We start from the raw sequence: 21,433 nt of genomic DNA, 5'->3' as shown, positions 1-21,433 counted from the left end.
CGGGTTCAGTGTAGCGGAAAGAGGACGGCTGGACACGAACCCAAAAGGGGTAGAAGAATCGAAAATCCCAGCGGAACCTCAAGGGCAAAAGCCCCCATTCTTTCTTCAAAGCCTGTACCAGCTGGTTTTAGTTCTTCCCGGTGGAGTACTTCGAAACGCAGGACGGCTTCCGCAAGCGGAACATGGCTGCGAGGAATTCCTTTTCTTCGGTGGAAGCGGCATAGCGCCACAACATGAAAACGTAGAGCGCGGCGGAGAGGGCGACGATGCCGGCGACGGCGAGCCAACTCCGTGTGGTGATGATGCGGGCAAGGAAGTATGCAGGAAAAAGTGCGATCGCGAAGGCAGGGATCAACCGGCGGTAGACGTTGGGGAGGAGAGTCGCGGCGCGAACCTGGCGTTTCGCGGCAGTGAGTGCGAGGAAGAGGCCGGCGGCGAGGGTGGTCGAGCCGAGTGTTGCCCATGCGGCGCCGGTCGCTCCGATGCGCGGCAGCAGCATGAGTGCCAGAGCGACATCGGATAGAAGGGTAGCGATGTTTATGGCGAGTACGGGGCGAGTCTCCGAGGCTCCAAAGAATAGCTGGACCGCGCCGGGAATGATGGTTTCGACGACGACGGAAAGGGAGGCGATGCGGAGCACGGCGAGCGCGACAGGATTGACTTCGCCCATCCAGGTTCGCAGCAGGAGCGGTGCGATCAGGAATAGGCCCAGAGCGCATGGGGTGACGACTAGCATCAGCCAGCGCGTGATGGCGGCGAGAAAGGCTTCGGAGTCGATTTCGGAGCCGTGACGCTGGCGGCTGGCGACGGGAAAGAATACTTCCGATGTTCGCCAGTTCAGGCCGCTGACGAGGCCGGGAAATTTCTGTCCCACAGTGAAGGGAGTGACGGCGGCGGCCCCATTGATAACGGAAATGAGCAGAGTCGAGATCGGCATCTGCAGCGAAGAGATGGAAGTCGCGGCCTGACTTAGAGCGCCGAAGCCGAGCGGTTCGCGCAAGACGGCCCAGTGTGGGACTTCGAGACGTGGGCGAAGACCGGGAGCGGAGATCGCGATGAAGCTGAGGCCGATGAGGACGCTGAGGGCGGAGATGAATAGCTGAAGTACGACGATGGCGACGATGCCTCGGCCGAGGGCAAGTGCTCCGGCGAACAGGGCGAGGCGCAGGAGCGAACTCGCAATTGAGAACAGGTTGAGTAGGTCGAAGCGGCGCAGGCCGGCGAGAACGGACAGCACCCAGGCGAAAAGCTGATCGAAGAAACAGCTTGCGCCCGCGAGAGCGAAGATCAGCGGGGCGATACGCTGGGCGGCGGGCGACAGGTGGAGGTGAGCCGAGGCTGCGGAACCGCCGAGCGCGACGGCTGCGAAGGCGATTGTACCGAGGCCGAAGTGAATCCAGAGCATCATGCGGACGGCGGCAGTACGGGCAGAGTGCGGGTCGCCGGCGAGATCGCGGACGATGATGAGGCGGAGGCCGAGATCGAATGCGCCGAAGATGCCGATGGCGGAAATGGCGGCGGCCCAGAGGCCGTAACCCTCGATGCCGAGGCCGTGAACCATAAGCGGGACGAGAATGAGGCCGGCGACGCTGGAGAGCACGAGGCCGAGGGCGTGAATGGTGCCATCGCGCATGAGCCGAGTTTTCTCGTGGCTATCGATCGGCATGGTCCGAAGCCCTGGCTGCGAGTGGCGCGGGTGGCGCCGTTATGGACTGGAGAGCCTGCCAGCCTCCCGCTTCGCGAACGGCGGCGCGGATCCAGACGATGTATCGGCGAAGATTGAGCAGGCGGATGGCAGCTTCGTGCAGGAGAGAGATGTTCGCCAGCAAGGCACTCACGACATAAAAAGGATACAAGAGGGGCTCGGGCGAGAAGGGCAGAGTCGCGGCGAGTCGGCGGGCGGCGCGTTTCCACCATGGGCCGGAGTCGATGCGCGAGAGGTTGGATTGCGCGCCGTACTCGGAGAACTTGCGCGCGAGCAGGACGTCGTGTTTTCCGAAGAGGGCGGAACTTGCGATGAGTTGGTTCGCAGACTTGTCATAGTGCTGGCGCACGACGGCGTTCGGCGCATAGCGGAAGCGCACGCCTGCGCCGGCGAGGCGAATGCCGAGATCGGTGTCCTCGCGGGCACTGGAAAAACGTTCGTCGTAGGCGCCGCAGGCGAGCAGGATCTGGCGCGGGACCGAACTGTTAGGGGGAAACCACGCGGGTTGGTTAGCCGCGGCTTCAAGACGCTCGTAGTAGGGTCGAATTTCGCGGTCGATGGCGAGGGCGGGGATGGAGTTGTTGGCCGGATCGCGGAGGATCGGGCCGACTACGACCGATCCGGAATCGGAACGAGCCGCGAGGTGCGCGGAGATCAGATTCGGGTCGCAGACGAAATCATCATCGAGAAGAAGAACATATTCGCCGCGAGCGGCGAGGATTCCAGCATTGCGGGCGGCGGCTTGTCCGCGATTCGAGCACCTGGTGCGCGCAGGGGAAAGAGAGCGAGTGCAGGTAGTCGCGGGTGGAATCGGTGCTGCCGTCGATGACGATGATGATTTCGAACTTGTCCGGGGCGCAGGTTTGGTGGAAGAGGGATTCCAGGCATTGAGCCAGCAGGCGTCGGCGGTTGTGGGTTGGGACGACGACCGTGATGAGCATGGAACCTTGGAAAATTGCGTTGACGTGAGCATGGTGGACAATCGATGGTTTGTAAAGCAAGAAGAAGTTGAAAGATCCGTGATCATTTTAGGAACTACCCCACCCTGGCCAACTTCGGGCCAGGATGGGGCACCCCAGCGCCCGGAGGATACCCAGTTCTGCGATGAAGTGGACGATTGTCATTCCGACGTGGCGGCGGGCGGCGATGCTGGATTCACTGCTGGGCGGACTCGCGGAGCAGACAGAGGATGATTTCGAGGTCGTCGTGGTGTGCGACGGCGAGGATGCGGAAACGCGCGTGCTGGCGGAGTCTGAAAAACACCCACATCTGCGAAAGACGCGCAGATGTGGGGCACCGCTTCGGTTTCCGGTGCGGTGGGTTTTTCACAAGGAGAATCGCGGGCTGTCGGCGGCGAGGAACACGGGTGCGGCGACGGCGCGGGGAGAGTTCGTGCTCTTTCTGGATGACGACGTTGCCGTGGATCGGGAATTGCTGAAGGCTCACGATAAAGCCCATGCGGCGGCGCCGGGATGGCCGACGGTGGTGTTCGGGAGGATCCTCGAGGAGCGGCAGACGCCATTCGTCTCGAAGACGGACGAGTTGCTGCAGCGGGCTTGGGAAAGGCAGTTGGCGGAAGTCATGCCGGCCGAAGGCGATTCGCCAGTGGGAAGGTTGATCGGAGCTGAGGCCGAGCAGTCGACGTGGTTCGGATTGAACTGTTCGATTCGGCGAGAACTGTTCGAAAAGATGGGTGGGTTTGACGAGCGGATGCGTTCGGACGAGGAGATGGAGTTGGGGCTGCGGCTGTATCGCGTGGGGGTGCAGGCGAGATATGCGCCGAAGGCAGTGGTGCGCCATCGCGGTGGAAAGGATCAGAGTGCGTACTGGCCGCGTTGCTGGAGATTGAGCGGAGCACTGGATGTGTTTCGGGCGCGGGAGAAGGGCGAGCGCTCGACGCAGGTGGCGCAGCTAACGGATTTGGGTGGCGGCAGTTTAAGAAAGCGAATGTTGGCGCGGGCGAGTTGGGCGACACCGGAGACGGTGCTCGCTGTGGCCGATGCTCTGGAGAAGGTGACGAACGCTTCGGGCAGTCGATGGGCGTTTGGGGTTTGGGCGCGGTTGCGGAGGGTCGGCGAGTATTGGCGGGCCGTTCGGGGGACGGGGATTGGGGAGCGCGAGATTTGCGAGATGGCGGGAGCGCGAGGGCGCATTCTGCTGTTTCACAGTATTGCGCGCCCGGAGAACGCGGTTGAGGCGGGTTACTACGTTTCGCCGAATCGGTTTCGGCGATTTCTTTCGTGGCTGGAGATGATGAATTATCAGCATGTCAGTCCGCAGGAGGCGCTTGCGGGAGAGTTGCCGGAGAAAAATGTACTGCTGACATTCGATGATGCCTACGACGATCTTTATACGGAGTTGATGCCAGAGGTGGAGCGGCGGAAGTTGCGTCCGTTGGTGTTTGTGGTGCTAGACCGGATAGGGCGGACCAACGTGTGGGATGCCGGAACGGCCGTGAGACAGCGGTTGTTGCTGACGCTGGAGCGGATGCGGCAGATGCAGAGGGCGGGCGTCGTGTTCGGGTCGCACAGCTTGACGCATCCGATGCTGACGGCGCTCGATGACGAGGAACTTCGGCGCGAGGTGAGCGATTCGAAGGCGAAATTGGAAGATTTGCTGGGAGCGGCGGTGGAGTGGTTCGCGTATCCGTACGGCGATGCGGACCGGCGGGTTCGGGCCGCAGTCGTCGAGGCGGGATACAAAGCGGCGGTGACAACGAATGCCGGATTCAATCGGTGGCAGGATCCTCTGGCGCTCAATCGGTTAGAGATCAGCGATGAAGATTCGCTGATGAATTTTGCGGTTAAGGTGGGGACGGGGAAGAACGTGAGGAAAGGCATCGTGAACCGAACCATCGGGAAACGGCAAAACCGCTAAACGGCAAAGCGAACAACGGAGACGGTGGATTATAGGCGCCGTTTGAGAGGGCGCAGGGTGGTGCGGATGGCGCGAGCGATGCGATATACCGCTGGGTGGCGGTAGCGCCAGGTTTGCTTATCCAGAAGCCGCCAAATCTCGGGCTCAGTAACTCTGTGTTGCTGCAAGTAGGTGCGCATCCATTCGAAGAAGAATCTGCGGGAGCGTTCGTCGCTGCCGTCCTTCATGGCGCGTGACCAGATGGATTGGTCATGGCGACGGTAGAGATCCCAGCACTCGCTGGAAACATAAACCGGAAAATTCAGGAAGATTTTTGAGAGCAGCGCGATGTCTTCGTGCGTGGGGGCGCGGTCGTCGAAGCATTCTTCGAAGCCGCCGACGGAGTCGAGGGCGGTGCGTCGAATGAGGAGATCGGAGGGGCAGGGCGCGCCGAACGGTCCGAAGGGATAGGAGAGTTTCCAAAGTTCGGGAGGGTGGTAGAGGCGATCGCCGGGGGCGAGTTCGGGGACGGAATCAGGTTCGTGATCGCCGGAATTCCAACTGTGCCAGTAGCGGCTGCGGCCAAAAATCATTGCGGCTTCGGGATGGGCACGTGCGAGTTCGAGTTGCTGGGCCAATTTTTCGGGGAGCCAGACATCGTCGGCATCGAGCAGGGCGATGAATTCTCCACGAGCATGGCGCAGGCCTAGATTGCGGGTTGGGGGCAGGCCGTGATTCTTGCCGTCGGAATGCGAGAGAGCTTGGATGCGAGGGTCGCGGGCAGCGAAGTCGGCGGCCAGGCGATCGGTATTGTCGGTTGAACCGTCATTGACGAGGAGCAGTTCCCAGTCGGTGAAGGTTTGAGCGAGGACGCTGTCGATGGCTTCGCACAAGAAGTCGCCGGGATTGAAATAAGGAACGATGATCGAGGCGGCGGGCGCGGTCATGGCATGACCTTTTGGGCGCGAATGGCGATGGTGACCTGGTAGTCGGGATCGTGGTGGTCGAGTTCGGCGGGGGTGAACTCCTGGCTCACGAGGCCGTGAAGAAGGGCAACGGCGGTAAGGACGTTGCCGAAGGTTTGGACCTGGACATTGGATTCACCGAAGACGGTGCCGAAGACCGCTTGCGCGGAGAGATCGGTGAAGCGCCAGTAGTCGTGGCCGGCGCCGCCGATCATGGGCTGCGGGCATATCTGCGCTATGCCGGGGGTGGTTGCGAGGAGCACGCCGCCGGGTTTCAGGATGCGGTGCATGGTGCGGATGGCGGCGTGGAAATCGTAAATGACGAGCAGAGTTTGCGGGCAGAGGATGCAGTCGTAAGTGTTGTCGGCAATGGATGCGGCGGAGCAGAGGTCGTCGTGGATGGTGGCGCGGGTGTTGTTGGGGTCGAGATCAATGACGTCAATTTGGGTGACATGATTGGCGCCGAATTTGCGGGTGTACTCGGCGTCGCCGATCTCGAGGGCGCGGCCGTGAATGTCGGCGGTGTGCGCGGAGAAAAACTTGTCGATGTAATAGCGGTCGATGCACTGGCCGCGATTCCAGCCGAAATTCGGGCGATAGGGCGTAGTGCGGCGGAGTGAGGAGAAGTCGGTGAGGCGATCGGCCCAGAGCATGTTGCGGCCGAATTCGAAACGCTTTCGGCTGAGCCAGCGTCGCAACCGCGTGGGAATTGCACGCTTCAGCGCTTCCATCAAGCTCCTGTCAAGTTTCCCGAGTTGAACCTCAGGGGCTAAAGCCCCACGTTAGGGTGAAGTCCCTTGCGGCACGGCTGAAGCCGTGCCCTGAATTATTCCGCGATTATTTTCAATTCTTCGAGCAGCCTGTCAACTTCTTCTGCGGTGTTGTAGTGGGCGAGGCCAATGCGGACCATGCCGCCCTTGTCTTCGACGCCGAGGCGTTCGCTGAGGTTCAGCGCGTAATAGTTTCCGTCCCAGACGAAGATGCCGTGATCGCCGAGCTTTTCTGCGATTTCGACCGGCGGAATGGTGCCAATGCGAATGGCGACGGTCGGCGTGCGCTGATCGAAGCGAGAGAAATCCTGGATGCCGTAAATCTGCACGCCGGGGATTTTCTGGAGCCCGCGGACGAGGCGCTCAGCGAGCTCGCGCTCGTATTGCTTGATGGCGCGGAAGGCAGCTTGCAGGGCTTCGCGGCGGGTCTGCGCTTTGGGGTCCATGAGTGCGCCGAGGTCGGCGAGGTAAGTGATAGCGCCGCTGACGCCGGCGAGGCCCTCGATGTTGTGCGTCCCGGTTTCCCAGCGGTCGGGAACGGTATCGGCTGAGGGGCGAACCTTGTAGGGCTGCAGTCGCGCGAGGTGCTCGTGCTTGCCGTAAAGAACGCCGATGTGCGGGCCGAAGAACTTGTACACGGAGCAGGCGAGGAAGTCGCAGTCGATGGCGTGAACGTCAATGGGACCGTGCGGTGCGTAGTGAACGGCATCGACGAAGAACATGGCGCCGACGGAGTGCGCGAGCTTGGCGATCTCGGCAACGGGATTGATGGTGCCGACGGAGTTCGAGGCATAGCCGACGGCGACGAGCTTTGTCTTGGAAGAGAGCTTGCGCTTGAAGTCGTCGAGGTCGAGGGTGCAGTCGGAGAGATTGACGTCGACTTCGCAGATAACGGCACCACGTTCGGTGAGGGTTCGCCAAGGGGCGACATCGGCGTCGTGATCAAGTCCAGTAGTGATGATCTCGTCGCCGGGTGCGATTTCGCGGCCGATGGAGCGGCTTAGCGCGAACGTCAATGTGGTCATGTTGGGGCCGAAGGCGACTTCACCGGGACGGCAGCCGAGCAGGTCGGAAATTGCCGAGCGGGCGGCGGAGACGATTGCGTTGCTGCGTCGGCTGGTTTCGTACGCGCCGCCTGTGTTCGAGTTGGAGCGGAGGAAGTAGTCGGTCATGGCGTCGATGACGCGCTGCGGGACCTGGGTTCCGCCGGGGCCGTCGAAGTAGACGGCGGGGTGGCCGTTGACGCGCAGGGCGAGAGACGGGAACTGCTCACGGATCCAGGGAGAATGGGCGGCGAGCGGACTGGTGAGAGTGGCGGAAGCGAGGGACATGAGGGCGCTCCTTGGTAAAAAGCTAGTTTACAGCGGGGAAAGGGGATGGTCGCTGGTTGCTGGTGGTTGGTCGCTGGTAATTACAGGCCGGCGGTAGGGGAGAGAGGGGCGGAAAGTACATCAAGGCGGGATTGGCGGGTTTGCTGGAAGAGGTGGCGGCCGATCGTGGGGACGGAGAGGGCGCGGAGGATCCAAGGGTGCAGGAATGCGGGGAATGGTTGCAGGTTGCGAATGCGGTTGGTGCTGCGGAAGATTCCGGAAAAGGCTTCGCGATAGAGAGTTGCGTAGGTCGCCGGGCTGACGGCGCCGGCGCAGCGTCCGGCGAGAACACCGCTACGGAGGGCTAGTGAGATGCCGTCGCCGACGAAGGGATCGACGAATCCGGCCGCATCGCCGACCTGGAGGATGCCGTCGATTACTGGCGAGCCGGGGCCGAGGTAGACGGGAGCGGTGGCGAAGAGTTGCGTTGTTTGGCGCCATGTCCGGGAGCGAGTGGCAAGATGCAGGTCGCGGGCGAAGACTTCGGTTAGATCCTTCGCGGTGCCCTGACGCACAAGGGCGCAGGCGTTGAGAACGCCGGGTGCAACGGCCTGGACGCCGCAATAGCCGTGCTTCCAAAAATAGAGATCGACAGTGTCGCCGCTATCTCCAGCGAAGTGAGCCTTGAGGCCGATCCACGATTGCTTTGAAGTTCGGGTGGTCAAGCGAGACCAGCGGCCAGTGGCGTTGATAACGGCGCGGGCGCGAAAGGTTGAGGACGCCTTGATGAGGAATTCGGCATGCGAGCGAGTGATTTCGGCGACGCGATCGACACGGCAGTCGATGCTGTTGGACTGGGCGCAATGCCAGAGGGTTTCGTCGAGAGTAATTCGCGGGATGGAGTAGGCGGGCGAGGCGAGCGGGATCGCACAGGTTTCGCCGGCCGCGTGCAGTTTCGCTGTGGTGATCCGTGGCGCTGCAAAGAGAGTGTGAGTGTCGTTGCCGAGCAGGTAGCGAAGAACTTCGGCGGATTCAGCGGAGACGAATTCTCCGCAAACTTTGTGGCGCGGGTAGGGAGTGGCTTCGAGAAGAAGCACGCGAAGCCCGCGTTTCGCGGCGGTGATGGCGGAAGCCGATCCAGCCGGGCCAGCGCCGATCACGGCGAGATCGAAGATCATTTCCATACCGTTACCGCCATTCGGTACAGGTAGTGGTTGGTAATTTCGATGCTGCGGGCGTGCGTCTTCTTCAGTAAATCTGAAATCTCGGCTGGCCCGTAGGATTGGCGCACCGATGCGGGTCCGTCGTGCCGCGTGATGCGGCTACGGAAGAGCGGAAACCCGAGATAGACGAGCGCGAGATGGGCGGCGGAGCGGCGGAGATCGTTAATGAGAACGGCGTGACGGCAAACGCGAAGAGACTCGCAGCCGAAGCGAACGACGTCTTCGGGCGAGAGGTGATGGATGAAGAGGCCGCAACTGATGAAGTCGAAGGAGCGGTCGTCGAAGGGGAGATGGAGGGCATCGCCTACCACCGTGCGGAAGCCGTTGGTGGATGCGAGATGAGATTCCTTGCGGTCGAGGAGAGTGATTCGGAATTGCAGGCCATCGTGTTCCAGGCTCTTTGCGGCTTGGCGGATGCAGAAGCCGTCGGCGGAAGCAACTTCGAGAACAGTCGCCGAGGTCAGTCCGGCTTTGTGCATGGCGTTTCGAAGCAGGGAGCGGGTTGTGGCGATGCCGCCGAACCATATGTTTATGTGGCGGAGGTCGGAGAGGGAGGCGCAGATTTCAGCGGAAGTGCCGAGGTCGTCGTCGAGGAGTTCGTGTTGGGGGACGCGCTTCATATCAGAGAACTACCCCACCCTGGCCAAATGAGGGCGTAAGGATGGGGCACCCGAAAACCCAAGATCAGTCCTGTGCCTGGGCTTTGGCGGCTAGCAAGCGGTCGACCTGTTCGATGGCGCCATGGACATTCCGGATCTGGCGCGCTTCGGCGTCGGGGATTGAGACGCCGAATTCTTCTTCCAGAGAGAAGAGGAGGTTGGTGGCGTCGAGGCTGTCGATGGCGAGTTCGTCGAAGGTGCTGTCGACGGTGATCTTTTCGGGGGAGATGCCTTTAACCGAGGCAATCTCGGCAATGACCCTTGTGGTCAGGTCGCTATCCATTCGTCCTCCGGTTATGCGTGAATAAACGCGACGAAAGTACCCGGCTGCTGGATTCGATGCGCCCCGGGCGCAAAAAGAGTATCTATATAACGATGCAAAAGCGGGCTGTCATAACAGGACTGGGCGTTGTCAGCCCGAACGGAATCGGAGTGCCGGAGTTTGAGCGGGCGATTCTCGAGGGGCGCAGCGGTGTACGCCGGATTTCTTTGTTCGATCCGAAGGGGCTGCCGGTGACAATTGCCGGGGAGGTCTCCGGGTTCGACGAGCTTGCGTGGATAAGCGAGCATGAGCGAAAACACGTTTCGCGCGCGGTGCCGATGGCGATTGCGGCGAGTGCGGAGGCGCTGAAGGACTCGGGATGGGACCCGGAGAAGATGTCCCTGGAGGAGAAGCGCGATACGGCGGTGATTCTTGGGACGGGCGGTGGCGCGCAGGATTTCTCGGAAGGACAGTACCGGCTGTGGCTGACAGGGAACATCAAGCAGGCGAGTATCTTTGTGATTCCGAGCGGGACCATGGGGACGATGTCGAGCGAGATCTCGATGCGGTTTGGCTTTCGCGGGTTCAGTCATGTCGTGACGTGCGGGTGTACTTCGTCGACGGACGCGATGGGTTATGCGCTGGAGAAGATTCGCGCGGGCCGGATTTCGCGAGTGCTGGTGGGCGGGGTGGATTCGCCGATTGCAATGGGGATCATGAAGGGATTCCTGTTGATGCGAATTCTTTCGACGGCGTTCGACAAGGAACCGAAGAAAGCGTCGCGGCCGTTCTCGGTGGATCGGGATGGGTTTGTGCTGGCCGAGGGCGCATGGATGATGATGCTGGAAGAGTACGAGTCGGCGAAGGCTCGTGGGGCAAAGCTGTACGCCGAGATTGCGGGGTATGGGTCCACATGTGAGGCGTTCCATCGCGTGCGATTACAGGAGTGCGGCGAGGAGCCGGCGCGGGCGATGCAACTGGCGATGGAAGACGCGGGGATCGGGCCGGAGCAGGTGCAGTATGTAAATCTGCATGGGACTTCCACGGAACTGAACGACCGGATCGAGACGCGCGCGATAAAGCTGGCGATGGGGAATGGGCGCGCCTACAAGATTCCAATGTCGGCGCTGAAGTCGCAGATTGGGCATCCGCAGGGGGCGTGCGGGGCGGCAGGAGTTGTGGCTACGGTATTGGCCATGAAGAATTCGCAGTTACCGCCGACGATTAATTTGGAGCGTCCCGACCCGGAATGCGATTTGGATTATGTTCCGGAGGCCGGACGGAAGCAGGAGATTGAGCACGCGCTGTGTAATTGCATTGCGTTCGGGTCGAAGAATTCGGCGCTGGTGTTGAAGAAGGAATAAGAAGACCCACGTCTGTGAACGACGACAGATGTGGGGCACGGATATTCAACACCACGGACGCCTAATACTGAGGGTGAAGTGGAGAAGAAGATTTTCTGGGCGGTATTTCTGATCCTGGGGTTAATTGCCGATTTCACGCTACCACTGATGTGGTCGTTGATTGCGACTATACCGATTGGGATATTGAGTTGGTGGATCGCGTATCGGTCAGCGTGGTTCGATTGAGGGACTCGGAACGCCACGAAGGTGTAGTTTTGAGCGCTTAGTTAGGGGACTTCGCGACTATTCTCGCCGGCTGGTGTTTGGAATCCAAGGCAGCACTAATTTCTATATAAAAAGCGTGACATGCCTCTATCGCCTGTCCGTTACAATCAGAACAGCAGCGTGGGAAAATCTAGAAAAGCAAAAAGTATGAGGCTCGGTGTCGTTTTGGGCCTGACGATGGCGCTGTTTTGTGGGCAAGTAGCGGCGCAAGCGAAGTCGCGCGTCTCGCTGGATGAGGCGATCTCGCTGGCGCTGGCGCACAGTCCGACGCTGAAGGCGTTACGGACGCAGATTCCGCAAAGCCAGGCAGAAGAGATTACGGCGAATTTGCGGCCGAACCCGGTGCTTTCGTGGGACACGCAGTTCATTCCGCTGTTTCAGCCGAGCCAGTTCAGCGCGGACTACTTCAACACCACAGCGCAGTTTGATCTCGGAGTCGGCTATCTTCTGGAGCGAGGTGGCAAGCGCCAGCATAGGCTAGAGGCGGCGAAGAACCAGACAGCGGTTTCGAGGTCGCAGATTGCGGACGCCGAACGGACGCTGACATTCAATGTGGCGCAGCAGTTCATCGGCGTTCTGCTGGCGGAGTCGAACCTGCAGTTTGCGAACGAGGCGCTGAAGAGCTACCAGGACACGGTCAACATCAGCCAGGAGCGATACAAGGCCGGGGACATCAGCGAAGGCGACCTGCTGAAGATCAAGTTGCAGACGCTGCAGTTCCAGACAGATGTCTCGGCGGCGCAGATTGCGCGGACGCAGGCTCTGGTGGCGTTACGACAATTGATTGGATATGACGCGCTGGCGCCCGATTACGACGTGGTTGGCGACCTCGCATATCAGCCGTTGAAACTGAACGAGGATGATCTGAAGGTGGCCGCGCTGAAGCGTCCCGATGTGGTGGCGGCCCAGCAAGGAGTGACGCTGGCGCAGAGCCAGCACACGCTGGAAATCGCGAATGGGAAACGGGATCTGAATGCGAGCTTTAATTATTCGCACGTGGCTGGGGTGAATACGGGCGCGTTCTTCTTCAACATGGAAATCCCGATCTTCGACCGTAACCAGGGAGAGATCAAGCGTACGCAGTACGCGATCGACCAGTCGAATTACACGCAGACCGCTGCCGAGGAGACGGCGCTGGCGGATGTCGCGAACGCTTACGAGACGTTCCGCAGCAGCGACCAGGTAGTGCAACTCTACACGTCGGGATACTTGAAGCAGGCGCAAGAATCGCGGGACATAAGTGAATACGCATACCGGGGCGGGGCGGCGAGTTTGCTCGACCTGCTGGATGCGGAGAGAAGTTATCGCCAAACGCAACTGGCCTACCGGCAGGCACTGGCGAACTACATGCTGTCGGTGGAGCAGGTCCGAGAGGCGGTTGGAATGAGGAATTTGCCGTGATGGATTTATCGAGATTCGGGCTGAAGCGAAAGCACGTGGCGGCGTTGCTTGCGGTGCTAGTGGCCGCGCTTGCCCTGGCGTGCTCGAATGACAGCGACAAGGTGGATGCGGCTTCGAAAAAAGCGGGCGACCAGGCGAGGCTATTCAGCGTTCCGCAAGACCAACTTTCGCACCTTGGCATTTACACCGTAGAACCGACGTCACTGGAGAGAGTGCTGCGACTGCCGGGTTCGGTGGCTTACAACGGGTTCACGACGACGCCGGTGATCTCGCAGGTGAGCGGCCCGGTGGGACGGATCGTGGTGGTTCCGGGGCAGGTGGTTCGCGCGGGACAGCCGATGCTTTACGTGAGCAGCCCGGATTTCGCGCAATTGCGATCGAACTATATCAAAGCGAACGACGCGCACGCATTGGCGCACAAGAACTATGTGCGCGCGCAGGATCTGTATCAGCACAAGGCCGTATCCGAGCGCGATTATGAGGCGGCGCAGTCGGCGGAGATCCAGGCGCAGGCGGATTTGGAAGCGGCGGAGCAGTCGCTGCGAATTGTCGGTATCACTGATCCGGCAGCTCTTACGAAATCTCAGAGCCCGGAGGTGCCGGTGTCGGCGCCGATTTCGGGCGAAGTGGTCGACCGCCAGGTCGCGCCGGGACAACTGTTGCAGGGCGGAAACACGCAGTGCTTCACCATTTCGAACATGCACACGGTTTGGGTGATGGTGAACGTGTACCAGCAGGACTTGGCGGCGGTGCACGTGGGAGATGTCGCGAAAATCAAGACTGACGCGTATCCGGATATTTTCACGGGGAAGATTTCGTACATCGGCGCGGCGCTGGACCCGAACACGCGTACGCTGCAGGCACGTGTTGTGACGCCGAATCCGCAGGAAAAGCTGAAGAAAGATATGTACGTGAACGTGGTGCTGCACGCCGGCACGATTAAGGATGCGCTGGCGGTTCCGGACTCGGCGGTGCTGCGGAACAACGACAATGAGCCTTTCGTTTACGTCAACCAGGGCGAGAACAAGTTTGGAGAGCGGCTGGTAAAGGTGGGCGAGAGCAGCAATGGGAAAACGCAGATCGTTTCCGGATTGAATCCGGGGGATCGCGTGGTGGCGGATGGGAGCCTGTTCCTGCAGTTCCAGAATTCGCTCCAGTAATCAGAAAGAGCAAAGGCCCCTGGACCTTCCATGATTCATCGCATCGTTCAATTTGCACTCAATCAGCGCTTCCTGGTGCTGATGATTACGGCGGCAATTTGCGTCGCCGGCGTGTTGTCGTTCCAGAAAATGCCGGTGGACGCGTACCCGGATCTTTCGCCGCCGATGGTGGAGATCATCACGCAATGGCCCGGCCACGCGGCGGAGGAAGTCGAGCGTCTGGTAACGCTGCCGCTGGAACTGGAGATGAACGGTGTGCCGCGCATGCAGGTGATGCGCTCGATTTCGCTGTACGGGCTTTCAGACGTGCGGATGACGTTCGCAGAGGGAGTAGATCCGTACTTCGCGCGGCAAGTGGTTTTTGAACGACTGGCAGATGCGGAACTTCCATCTGGTGTGACGCCGAGCATGGCGCCATTGTTCAGCCCGAGCGGCCTGGTTTACCGGTATGTTCTGGAAAGTCCCGACAAAACGGCGCAGGAACTGAAGACGATTGAAGACTGGGTGGTGGAGCGCGCGTACCGATCGGTTCCCGGCGTGGCGGACGATTCCGGATTCGGCGGCACCACGATGCAATACCAGGTGTTGCTCGATCCGAACAAGATCTTTGGATATCACCTGACGGTCCCACAGGTTATCAACGCGCTCTCTGCCAACAACGCGAACACGGGAGGCGGATTCTACTCGCAGGGCGGGCAGTTCTATTACGTGCGCGGCATCGGCCTGGTGCGGAACCAGGAGGATATCGGCAACGTCATTGTAGGCAGCAACAAGGGGACCCCAATACGGGTGCGGGACATCGGGAACGTCGCAATTGGGCACGCGCCGAGGCTGGGCGAGTTTGGGTTCCAGAATAATGACGATGCTGTTGAAGGCGTGATCATGATGCGCCGTGGCGAGCAGGCGCAGAACGTTCTTAAAGGGGTCGAGAAGAAGACAGAGGAATTGAATCACGGCGTGCTGCCGCCGGATGTGAAGATTCATCCGTTTTACGACCGCAGCGAACTGGTTCGGTTGACGACGGACACGGTGGAAGGAAACCTGGTTCGGGGCATGATCCTGGTTTTCCTGGTGCTGGTTTTCTTCCTGATGAGTTGGCGGGCGGCGCTGATCGTTTCTGCGACCATACCTCTGGCCCTGCTCTTCGCGTTCATTTTCCTGCATGCGCGGAATATTCCGGCGAACTTGCTTTCGATTGGCGCCATCGATTTTGGAATCATCATCGACGGTACCGTGGTGATGATGGAGAACATCTATCGCGTGCTGGCGGAGCGCGCAGGGCAGGAATACCACCTGAAGGATGTGATCGTAGAGGCCGCGCGCGACGTGGACCGGCCGATCTTCTATTCGGTAGCGGTGATCATTGCGGGATACCTGCCGATTTATGTGCTCACCGGGCCGTCTGGGAAATTGTTTCACCCGATGGCAGACACGATGTCGATTGCGCTGATTGGAGCGTTGCTTTTCACGCTGACGTTGATTCCGGTTCTGGCATCGTTCTGGTTCAAAGAAGGCGTGAAAGAGCATACGAACAAGGTCTTCGACTGGTTGAAGAACTGGTATTCGAAGCGGCTGGCGTGGTGCCTGGGCCACCCGAAGACCACCATCGTGGGGGCTCTTGCCATTTTCCTGGGAAGTATTTCCCTGGTTCCATTCATCGGCGGCGAGTTCATGCCGCACCTGGATGAGGGAGCGGTCTGGGTTCGCGCGACGATGCCGTACACGATTTCATTCGACGAGGCGAGCAAATTCGCTCCAGAGGTTCGCAAGTTGCTCATGTCGTATCCGCAGGTGACGGTGGTCGGGTCGGAACTTGGCAGGCCAGATGACGGAACGGATCCGACGGGATTTTTCAACTGCGAGTTTTATGTCGGGTTGCGGCCCTACAACGACAAGGTCTGGTCGGGCGACATCAAGACCAAGGATGAACTGATCGCCTCGCTTCAGAAGAAGCTGGCGGCCTATCCGGGAGTGATCTTCAACTTCACGCAGCCGGCCGAGGATGCGGTGGACGAAGCGCTGACCGGTTTGAAGAGCGCGCTGGCGGTAAAGATCTTCGGGCCCAACCTGCAAGTGCTGCAGGACAAGGCGCTACAGGTGAAGAACACCCTGGAGACAGTTCCAGGATTCACGGAACTGACGGTGGTGCGCGAGCTTGGGCAGCCGAGTCTGCTGATCGACGTGGATCGCGACAAGATCGCGCGTTATGGCGTGAATGTCTCGGATGTTGAAGCGGTGGTACAGGCGGCGGTCGGCGGACAGGCGGCGACGCAGGTTGTGCAGGGCGAGCGGTTGTTCGATCTCGTGGTACGCATGCAGCCGCAGTTCCGGAGCAGCGCGACACAGATCGGCGATCTGCTGGTGGGTACGCCGGATGGCCAGCAGATTCCCTTGCGAGCGCTGGCGGATATTCGGCAGGGGAACGGAGCATCGTTCATTTACCGCGAGAATAACTCGCGCTACATCGGTGTTCAGTACAGCATCGAAGGACGAGACCTGGAGAGCGCGGTACATGCGGGGCAGGACGCAGTAAAAAAGACGGTGAAACTGCCGCCGGGATACACGATGCACTGGGGCGGCGAGTACAGCCTGTTCGTGGAGGCGCGCAAACAGCTGACGGTTATTGGACCCCTGACAGTGCTGCTGATCTTCATGATCCTGTTCGCGCTGTACGGGAATTTCAAGTTCCCGCTGGTGATCGCGATGGACGTGGTCCTGACGGAACCCGTCGGAGCATTGATCGCGCTGAAGCTGACGCACACGCCGCTGAGTGTTTCTTCCGTGCTCGGGTTGATTGCGCTGATGGGCGTTTCGGTGGAAACAAGCGTCATCCTGTTCTCGTACATCAACAAACTGCGCTTGCAGGGAATGGACATCACAAGCGCGACCTATGAAGCGGCGCTGCTGCGGTTGCGACCGATCATGATGACGGCGCTGGTGGCGTGTCTTGGATTATTGCCGGCAGCGCTTTCGACGGGTATCGGTTCAGATACGCAGCGGCCATTCGCAATCGTGATTGTGGCGGGGCTGGTCTCGCGATTGCTGCTCGGATTCTTTGTTGCGCCGGTGCTCTACAAGACGGTGGCGCGTGATGGTGACGTGCTGCAGGTGTGATTGGGCCGGAGCCGCGGGCGAACTCTGCAATCGAAATCAGCACCGACGTGCATCTTTCGAATCGCGTTCACATCGCATTCTCATTGTGTGATCGTGGAAACTCCGGGGCAAGTGCCAATCGACAACGCGTACTGCAGCGCGCGGCGGGACCTGCAGAACGCACTGGCCCAACACGGGAGCACGATCAGCGGCGCGGGGCAGGAAATGACACCGGCGCTGCCTGCGGATGTTGTCGGAATGGCCTTCCACGATTTTGAGCACAATCGCGGAACTCAGTATGTAAAGACGACGTGGGAACACCATCCGGCGATCGTGACTCTTCACTGAGCTGATCTTAGCAACGAACCTCAAGGACTAAAGCCCCAGTTCAAAAAAACCAAGAGGCAGGCTCTTGAGGACCGCCTGGGGCGTGCCCTAATACATCACTAGAACTTTTTGTGCAGCCGGGCGTCGAAGCCGAAGCCGCCGTTCTGGTCGCGGGTGCCGCTGATCGACCAGCGTGGGTTGATCTGGTATTGCACCTGGATTTCTTCGCGCTGTGTAGAGGTCACGTCGGTCGCAAAAGTGACGTAGATGTTACTGGTGACGCGCTTCTGTATCTCAATGCGCGCGCCCGGAGTCTGGCCGGTGCGTCCGAGCACCGGATCGACCGAAAGGTAAGACAGACCCGCGAGTTTCCCGAGCTGGCCGGAGCCGTAGCCGGTAATGCCGGAGGCGAGCAGTGACTCAGCGCCGAGAGTGCCGGGAGTTGTGTTGGCCGCCGAAGCCTCGGTGGTTGTACCGAATGCGAGCAGATGGAGGATGTCGACGGGCGGCAGAGCGGGGTCGGAGGTGTAGACGGTGTTGAGCTTGTCGATGGGGCCCTGGAAGCGCATGGCGATGTTGTACTGGTCGATGACAGTTTTTATGGCGACGTTAACAACGGGCGTGGTCTGGTTGGGGTTGACGAAGTCGATGGTTCCCTGCTGAACGACGTAGCGGTTGCCGCGGACAATGACGTCGCCGCCGGTGAGAGTGAGGCGCCCGACGATGACAGGCTGCGATGCTGTGCCCTGAACGTGCAGGTTGGCGCCTCCCCGAACGCTGAGAGTCTGGCTGACGAGGTTCAGGGTCGGGGAGGTCTGTGCGTTGATGTCGAGTTTTACGGTATCGGCGAATGTGCCCGCGGCCGGCGGAGACGAGATGCCGGTGCTACTGGTGAGCAGGCTGGTCATGTCAAAGTCCGGCGTGAAGGAGACACGGTCAACCTGGATTCGGCCAGTGATGGTGGAGGCGTTCTTGTTTCCCATAAAAGCGAGGTCGGCATCAACGCCGGCGCGCACCTGGTTCTGGTAAACGTAAGTGATTCCGTTCGCCTTTAGGCCGAGATCGAACTGCAGCGTTGGTCGATACACCACGCCGCCTGACGCGGTAATGGTTCCGCCACCGATCTCGCCCTTGAAACTGGTGACGTCAATGCGATTGTTGCTGACGGTGAGAACGCCGTTGGCATTCTGCAGGCCCACGGGCGTACCGATGCTTTGCATGGCTGCGTTCTCGATTCGCACCTGGCCCTGAATATTGGGATTGCCGATCGTGCCGGTTGAGCGGATGTTAAATACCACTTGGCCACTCGTGGTCATGTTGGGTTCGAAGATCTCCACAAGGCGCATGTCGAGGTTGCCGAGGAGGCTTAAAGTCGCCGGGGCATTTCCGGAAACAGGAAGGACACCCTGGAACCGAAGATTGGTACCAGTGCCGGTGATCTGGCCGGGCTGAAGTCTCAACACACCATTGGTGTAGTCGGCTCGAATGGGAGCGGCTGCAGCAAGCTGGATGTCCTTGCCGTAAGTCAGGCGCAAAGTGGGGATGACGATCTGAGCCTGCAGCTGGGACTTGTTCTTGAGTGATCCGCGGACGCCGGCATGCAATTCAGTCTCGCCGGTGACCAGGTCGGCTTCCGCCGGCATGTAGGCGGCGACGAGCGGCTGCAAGGGAATGGCCCCGGTATCAAGGGAAACGTCTGCGATGTAGTCATCGGTGAGGCCGACGGTGCCCTTGGCGCGCAAATAGGTGTTGACGACGTCGGAGGTCAAGGCGAAATTCGCGACGTGGTTCTGGACGGCAGTTTGCAGGTTCACGTTCTGAATGGACTGGCCAGAGATGTTCAGCGTTGGAATCTGTAATGTCGCCTGCAATCCCGGATTCTTGATGGTGCCGCGCCCGCTGGCGTTGAGGTTCAGGACCCCGCCGAGTTTCAGGCTGCGCAATTTTTCGGATTGAAGCTTGCCGAGTTGGAATCCGATGGCGCGGAGCGTGGCTTCATAGCTCTCGGTCTTAGGGTAATAAGTGAGATTGGCACCTGTGTTTCCGGCGGGCATCTGGATGCCGAGGGTGGCGTGAACGATCTGGCCGGTGCCCTGGAATTGCATCTGCATGTTACGGATCTGCTCGCCGTAGACCTTCGCGTTGGCGAGGGTGACGCGTCCGTGCCCGATAGGGTTTAGCTGGGTGCCATGGATATTCACGTTGATGTTCACGACGCCGGAGACAGGCGCTTGCGAGGCCGCGAGCTGTTTCATTTGCGCTATCTGCAGATTCGAGGCATTGAGCGTGACCGCGATGGGGTTACTCGAGGTATAGCTCCATTGGCGCAGACCCACGGAAACATTGAAGCCGATGCGTCCCTGGCCGACGGGAACGAGAGTGCCATTCCGCAAGGCTGCCTGCGAGGGGCTTAACTGGAGGTTGGTTCGGAGAGAGCGCCATTGGGTGCCCTTAAAGCGCAGGTTTGAAGCGACCAGTTGCCCCGCAAGAGTGGGATTCGAGGTTGAACCGCGCAATGTGCCGTTGAAACTCGCAGTTCCGGCCAAGTCCATCGGTTGCGGAGTCTGACCGGCCTTAGGAGTTTGGAAGGCTTCAGCGACTCGTTCGAGTTCCGATAGATCATTCGCTTGCGCGCGGATCTGCATCGCGGAGCGTTCGCCAGCGGTTCCGTTCAGGTAAATCGTCGTCTGCGGCGTGTGCAGGCTGGTTTGAGTGAGCGTGATGGCTTTGGTCCGGCCGTCATAGTCGGCGTGCACTACTCCCTGAAGAGGAACCGTCATGGGATTGGAGGAGTGGACGGGAGTGACACCCGCCTGCAGGGTTGCGTCCGAATGAGCCCTGAGATCCTGAAGGCTTCCGTGCCAGGTCGCTTCGAGAGTTGCGTTTGCGCTACCAGTAAGCTTCACGTTCTGAGCCATCTCGGGCCCCATGAGCGTGGCGGCGTCCGCGAGGGATAAATTCTGCAAGGTCGCGCGAACGCGGGCGTCTTTCCTGGTCGAGACGTCACGAATGGTGGCGTTGGCCAGAATGGAGCCGCCGAGAACGTTGGCGCGGAGGTTTTCCAATACAGCGTTCCCGTTCGCCAGCTTCAGTTCAGTGTGAAGATCGCGAATCTCAGCGCGCGTGGTTCCGTTGCGTATCGCGAGGCCTGGGCTGCTGAGGGCTGCGTTGACGACTGCTGTGTCCAGTGGTGGCGTGGTGCTGCCGGGAGTGCTCTTGTATTTTGCAGTACCGACGAGGCGAACCATGCCGACGGGCAGCGTGGGGCTATTCAGAGCGGCCCGAAGTTCACCGAGATCGAGGCGAGCGTTGTAGCTGGCGTCGAGATTAGGAGCAGAGTAGTCGGTGACGGTAGCCGAGAGATCGACGCGGGAACCGCCGACGGAGAGCACTGCGGGAGAGAGTTGGAAGCGCGCTGGTGTGGCGTCGAACTTGGCGTCGAGATCATGGGGGAGCGGAGCGTAGTGTCCGTATTGGATGTGGCCATTCCGATAGCTTAGTTCGCCGTAATAGCGCCCGCCATCCTGGTTGGCATAGTTGGACTTGAACGTAAGATCGTGGAGGTCTGCGTTGAGGAGTTGCTTCTGATCGTTGTAATAGACCTCGCCGTTGACGAGCAGAGCGTGACGGATCCCGAGTTGAAACAGGTTCGTATTCGAACTGCTGCCGGATGATTGCAGCTTCGGAAAGTTGTTGTTGCCAGCCTTGTCGACATAGAGGTGAACGACTGGATGCTGCACCTCGATATTGTTGACATACCATTCGCGACGCAGCAGGGAAATCACGTTGAGGTCGGCGTAGACGCGATCGGCAGTAAGGAGCGGCTTGGGATCGCCAGGCCGGGTCTGGATGGTTGCGCCGTTGAGGGCTACCGTGAGGTTGTGCAGGTTCAGAGTGAAGTCACGTACCTGGACTCGCGCGTTCAGAGCCGTGCTGGCCTTCTGCTCGAGTAACGAGAGCACGTAGTTGTGGACTTTAGAGCTGTGTAGCGCAATGGCGACAGCAATTACGACGAGGAGGATCAGAGACAGAATTCCTACGGCGGTCCAACCGAGAGCTTTTTTCCAGTCCACC

The 21,433-nt window shown here is 60.0% G+C and carries 16 protein-coding genes; 7 read left to right on the top strand and 9 right to left on the bottom strand.

What is annotated here, in order from left to right:
* Window positions 1–127: 127 nt before the first annotated feature.
* On the bottom strand, window positions 128–1,633 hold the full coding sequence (locus ROO76_05220; protein ID MDT8067550.1) for an oligosaccharide flippase family protein: 1,506 nt from the start codon (window positions 1,631–1,633) through the stop codon (window positions 128–130).
* Between the two features lie 19 nt (window positions 1,634–1,652).
* Window positions 1,653–2,678: a glycosyltransferase gene (locus ROO76_05215; GenBank protein ID MDT8067549.1), complete on the bottom strand. Its 1,026-nt coding sequence runs from the start codon at window positions 2,676–2,678 to the stop codon at window positions 1,653–1,655.
* A 131-nt stretch (window positions 2,679–2,809) separates the two neighbouring features.
* Here ROO76_05215 and ROO76_05210 point away from each other — a divergent pair, with 131 nt between their 5' ends.
* The gene (locus ROO76_05210; GenBank protein ID MDT8067548.1) at window positions 2,810–4,582 is read left to right on the top strand and encodes a polysaccharide deacetylase family protein; all 1,773 of its coding nucleotides are present in this window, start codon (window positions 2,810–2,812) and stop codon (window positions 4,580–4,582) included.
* 29 nt (window positions 4,583–4,611) lie between these two features.
* Here ROO76_05210 and ROO76_05205 read toward each other — a convergent pair whose 3' ends face one another.
* From ROO76_05205 to ROO76_05180, 6 genes are all read right to left on the bottom strand, one after another.
* A complete protein-coding gene (locus tag ROO76_05205) occupies window positions 4,612–5,508 on the bottom strand; it encodes a glycosyltransferase family 2 protein (GenBank protein ID MDT8067547.1) in 897 nt (298 codons plus the stop codon).
* Entirely contained in the window at window positions 5,505–6,257 is a 753-nt protein-coding gene (locus ROO76_05200; GenBank protein ID MDT8067546.1) for a methyltransferase domain-containing protein, read from the bottom strand. Before ROO76_05200 ends, ROO76_05205 begins: the two co-directional genes overlap by 4 nt.
* 95 nt (window positions 6,258–6,352) lie before the next feature.
* Entirely contained in the window at window positions 6,353–7,627 is a 1,275-nt protein-coding gene (locus ROO76_05195) for a cysteine desulfurase-like protein (protein MDT8067545.1), read from the bottom strand.
* 80 nt (window positions 7,628–7,707) lie between these two features.
* On the bottom strand, window positions 7,708–8,790 hold the full coding sequence (locus ROO76_05190) for an NAD(P)/FAD-dependent oxidoreductase (GenBank protein MDT8067544.1): 1,083 nt from the start codon (window positions 8,788–8,790) through the stop codon (window positions 7,708–7,710).
* Window positions 8,781–9,449 carry a methyltransferase domain-containing protein gene (locus tag ROO76_05185; GenBank protein ID MDT8067543.1) on the bottom strand — a complete coding sequence of 223 codons (669 nt, stop codon included), beginning with the start codon at window positions 9,447–9,449 and terminating at the stop codon, window positions 8,781–8,783. The genes ROO76_05190 and ROO76_05185 overlap by 10 nt, the downstream gene beginning before the upstream one ends.
* 64 nt (window positions 9,450–9,513) lie before the next feature.
* The gene (locus ROO76_05180) at window positions 9,514–9,771 is read right to left on the bottom strand and encodes an acyl carrier protein (GenBank protein MDT8067542.1); all 258 of its coding nucleotides are present in this window, start codon (window positions 9,769–9,771) and stop codon (window positions 9,514–9,516) included.
* 92 nt (window positions 9,772–9,863) lie between these two features.
* On the opposite strand from ROO76_05180, the gene ROO76_05175 reads away from it, so the two are divergent.
* From ROO76_05175 to ROO76_05150, 6 genes are all read left to right on the top strand, one after another.
* Complete coding sequence (locus tag ROO76_05175; protein ID MDT8067541.1) at window positions 9,864–11,114, top strand: beta-ketoacyl-[acyl-carrier-protein] synthase family protein; 1,251 nt, start codon at window positions 9,864–9,866, stop codon at window positions 11,112–11,114.
* Between the two features lie 78 nt (window positions 11,115–11,192).
* On the top strand, window positions 11,193–11,339 hold the full coding sequence (locus tag ROO76_05170) for a hypothetical protein (protein MDT8067540.1): 147 nt from the start codon (window positions 11,193–11,195) through the stop codon (window positions 11,337–11,339).
* A 186-nt stretch (window positions 11,340–11,525) separates the two neighbouring features.
* Complete coding sequence (locus ROO76_05165; GenBank protein MDT8067539.1) at window positions 11,526–12,779, top strand: TolC family protein; 1,254 nt, start codon at window positions 11,526–11,528, stop codon at window positions 12,777–12,779.
* A complete protein-coding gene (locus ROO76_05160) occupies window positions 12,779–13,939 on the top strand; it encodes an efflux RND transporter periplasmic adaptor subunit (protein ID MDT8067538.1) in 1,161 nt (386 codons plus the stop codon). The genes ROO76_05165 and ROO76_05160 overlap by 1 nt, the downstream gene beginning before the upstream one ends.
* Before the next feature lie 30 nt (window positions 13,940–13,969).
* Window positions 13,970–17,053: a CusA/CzcA family heavy metal efflux RND transporter gene (locus ROO76_05155; GenBank protein ID MDT8067537.1), complete on the top strand. Its 3,084-nt coding sequence runs from the start codon at window positions 13,970–13,972 to the stop codon at window positions 17,051–17,053.
* A gap of 111 nt (window positions 17,054–17,164) precedes the next feature.
* A complete protein-coding gene (locus ROO76_05150; protein MDT8067536.1) occupies window positions 17,165–17,380 on the top strand; it encodes a hypothetical protein in 216 nt (71 codons plus the stop codon).
* Window positions 17,381–17,478: 98 nt separating this feature from the next.
* Here ROO76_05150 and ROO76_05145 read toward each other — a convergent pair whose 3' ends face one another.
* Complete coding sequence (locus ROO76_05145; protein ID MDT8067535.1) at window positions 17,479–21,432, bottom strand: translocation/assembly module TamB domain-containing protein; 3,954 nt, start codon at window positions 21,430–21,432, stop codon at window positions 17,479–17,481.
* Window position 21,433 lies beyond the last annotated feature (1 nt).

It is taken from the genome of Terriglobia bacterium, assembly GCA_032252755.1.
Classification (GTDB): Bacteria; Acidobacteriota; Terriglobia; order Terriglobales; family Acidobacteriaceae; genus JAVUPY01.
Note: the sequence above shows the minus strand (reverse complement) of the source record. Positions and strands in the feature narration are given on the sequence as shown.

Excerpts from the sequence above, each read along its gene's own strand:
- ROO76_05220 (MDT8067550.1), bottom strand. The coding sequence starts at position 1,633 with ATGCGCGATGGCACCATTCACGCCCTCGGCCTCGTGCTCTCCAGCGTC.
- ROO76_05215 (MDT8067549.1), bottom strand. The coding sequence starts at position 2,678 with ATGCTCACGTCAACGCAATTTTCCAAGGTTCCATGCTCATCACGGTCG.
- ROO76_05210 (MDT8067548.1), top strand. The coding sequence starts at position 2,810 with ATGAAGTGGACGATTGTCATTCCGACGTGGCGGCGGGCGGCGATGCTG.
- ROO76_05205 (MDT8067547.1), bottom strand. The coding sequence starts at position 5,508 with ATGACCGCGCCCGCCGCCTCGATCATCGTTCCTTATTTCAATCCCGGC.
- ROO76_05200 (MDT8067546.1), bottom strand. The coding sequence starts at position 6,257 with ATGGAAGCGCTGAAGCGTGCAATTCCCACGCGGTTGCGACGCTGGCTC.
- ROO76_05195 (MDT8067545.1), bottom strand. The coding sequence starts at position 7,627 with ATGTCCCTCGCTTCCGCCACTCTCACCAGTCCGCTCGCCGCCCATTCT.
- ROO76_05190 (MDT8067544.1), bottom strand. The coding sequence starts at position 8,790 with ATGGAAATGATCTTCGATCTCGCCGTGATCGGCGCTGGCCCGGCTGGA.
- ROO76_05185 (MDT8067543.1), bottom strand. The coding sequence starts at position 9,449 with ATGAAGCGCGTCCCCCAACACGAACTCCTCGACGACGACCTCGGCACT.
- ROO76_05180 (MDT8067542.1), bottom strand. The coding sequence starts at position 9,771 with ATGGATAGCGACCTGACCACAAGGGTCATTGCCGAGATTGCCTCGGTT.
- ROO76_05175 (MDT8067541.1), top strand. The coding sequence starts at position 9,864 with ATGCAAAAGCGGGCTGTCATAACAGGACTGGGCGTTGTCAGCCCGAAC.
- ROO76_05165 (MDT8067539.1), top strand. The coding sequence starts at position 11,526 with ATGAGGCTCGGTGTCGTTTTGGGCCTGACGATGGCGCTGTTTTGTGGG.
- ROO76_05160 (MDT8067538.1), top strand. The coding sequence starts at position 12,779 with ATGGATTTATCGAGATTCGGGCTGAAGCGAAAGCACGTGGCGGCGTTG.
- ROO76_05155 (MDT8067537.1), top strand. The coding sequence starts at position 13,970 with ATGATTCATCGCATCGTTCAATTTGCACTCAATCAGCGCTTCCTGGTG.